General features: G+C 73.7%; 1 protein-coding gene. It reads left to right on the forward strand.

All coding sequences use genetic code 11. The annotated features are described in order from the left end of the window. The first annotated feature begins 7 nt into the window (after nucleotides 1-7). Nucleotides 8-1,078: a segregation and condensation protein A gene (locus FNQ90_RS24280; protein ID WP_182608307.1), complete on the forward strand. Its 1,071-nt coding sequence runs from the start codon at nucleotides 8-10 to the stop codon at nucleotides 1,076-1,078. Nucleotides 1,079-1,097 lie beyond the last annotated feature (19 nt).

Below are 1,097 nucleotides of genomic sequence, written 5' to 3' on the forward strand. Positions count from 1 at the left end.
CGGCCCCGTGGTCGAGGGGCGCCCCGCCCCGGGGGCTCCTCTCCGGACCGCGCCGGAAACGCGGCCGGAGAGCGGCACGCCCCCGACGGAGGAGTACGCGGAGAGGACACCGGTGAAACCCGTCGCCGCGGAGGACACCCCCGCCCCGGCCTCCGCGCCCGAGGACGACCGACCCCGACCCGGGGCGAACACCGGTTCCCCGGGTGGGGCGCCCCCGTCGGCCGAGCCCACCGACACGGCCGTGGAGGAGGGACGGACCGCGGACCCCGAGGGCCGCTTCACCGTCGTCCTGGACAACTTCGAGGGCCCCTTCGACCTCCTCCTGCAACTGATCTCCGCCCACAAACTGGACGTCACCGAGGTCGCCCTCTCCCGGGTCACCGACGACTTCATCGCCCATCTGCGGTCCCGGGGCCCGGAGTGGGACCTCGACCACGCCACCGAGTTCCTGGTGGTCGCCGCGACCCTGCTCGACCTCAAGGCCGCCCGGCTGCTGCCCGCCGCCGAGGTCGAGGACGAGGCCGACCTGGCCCTTCTCGAAGCCCGCGACCTGCTCTTCGCCCGGTTGTTGCAGTACCGCGCCTACAAGCGGGTCGCCGAGTTCATGCGACAGCGGATGGAGGCCGAGGAGCGCCGCCATCCCCGGACCGTCTCCCTGGAGCCCGCCCACGCCGCCCTCCTGCCGGAGGTCGTGCTGCGGGTCGGCCCGGAAGGGCTGGCCCGCCTCGCGGCCCTGGCCATGCGTCCCCGCCCGCGCCCGCAGGTGTACGTCGAACACATCCACGCCCCACTGGTCGGGGTCCGGGAGCAGGCGGCGATCCTCGTCGCCCGCCTCCGGGAGATCGGCACCGCGGATTTCGACGAACTCGTCGGGGACGCCCCCGACACCCTCACCGTGGTCGCCCGCTTCCTCGCCCTCCTGGAGTTGTACCGCGATCGCATGGTCGCCCTCGAGCAGGACGAGGCACTGGGCCCGCTCACCGTGCGGTGGACCGGTCGGGAACGCGAGCCGACGGTGAGCGACGAGTTCGATCGTCCGGCCGTGCCGCCCACCTCCGGGACGGCCGATACGGGCTGACCGTATGTGTTTCTCCCGG

Origin of the sequence: Streptomyces alkaliphilus, assembly GCF_014141535.1 — a bacterium.
GTDB classification, from domain to species: Bacteria; Actinomycetota; Actinomycetes; order Streptomycetales; family Streptomycetaceae; genus Streptomyces; species Streptomyces alkaliphilus.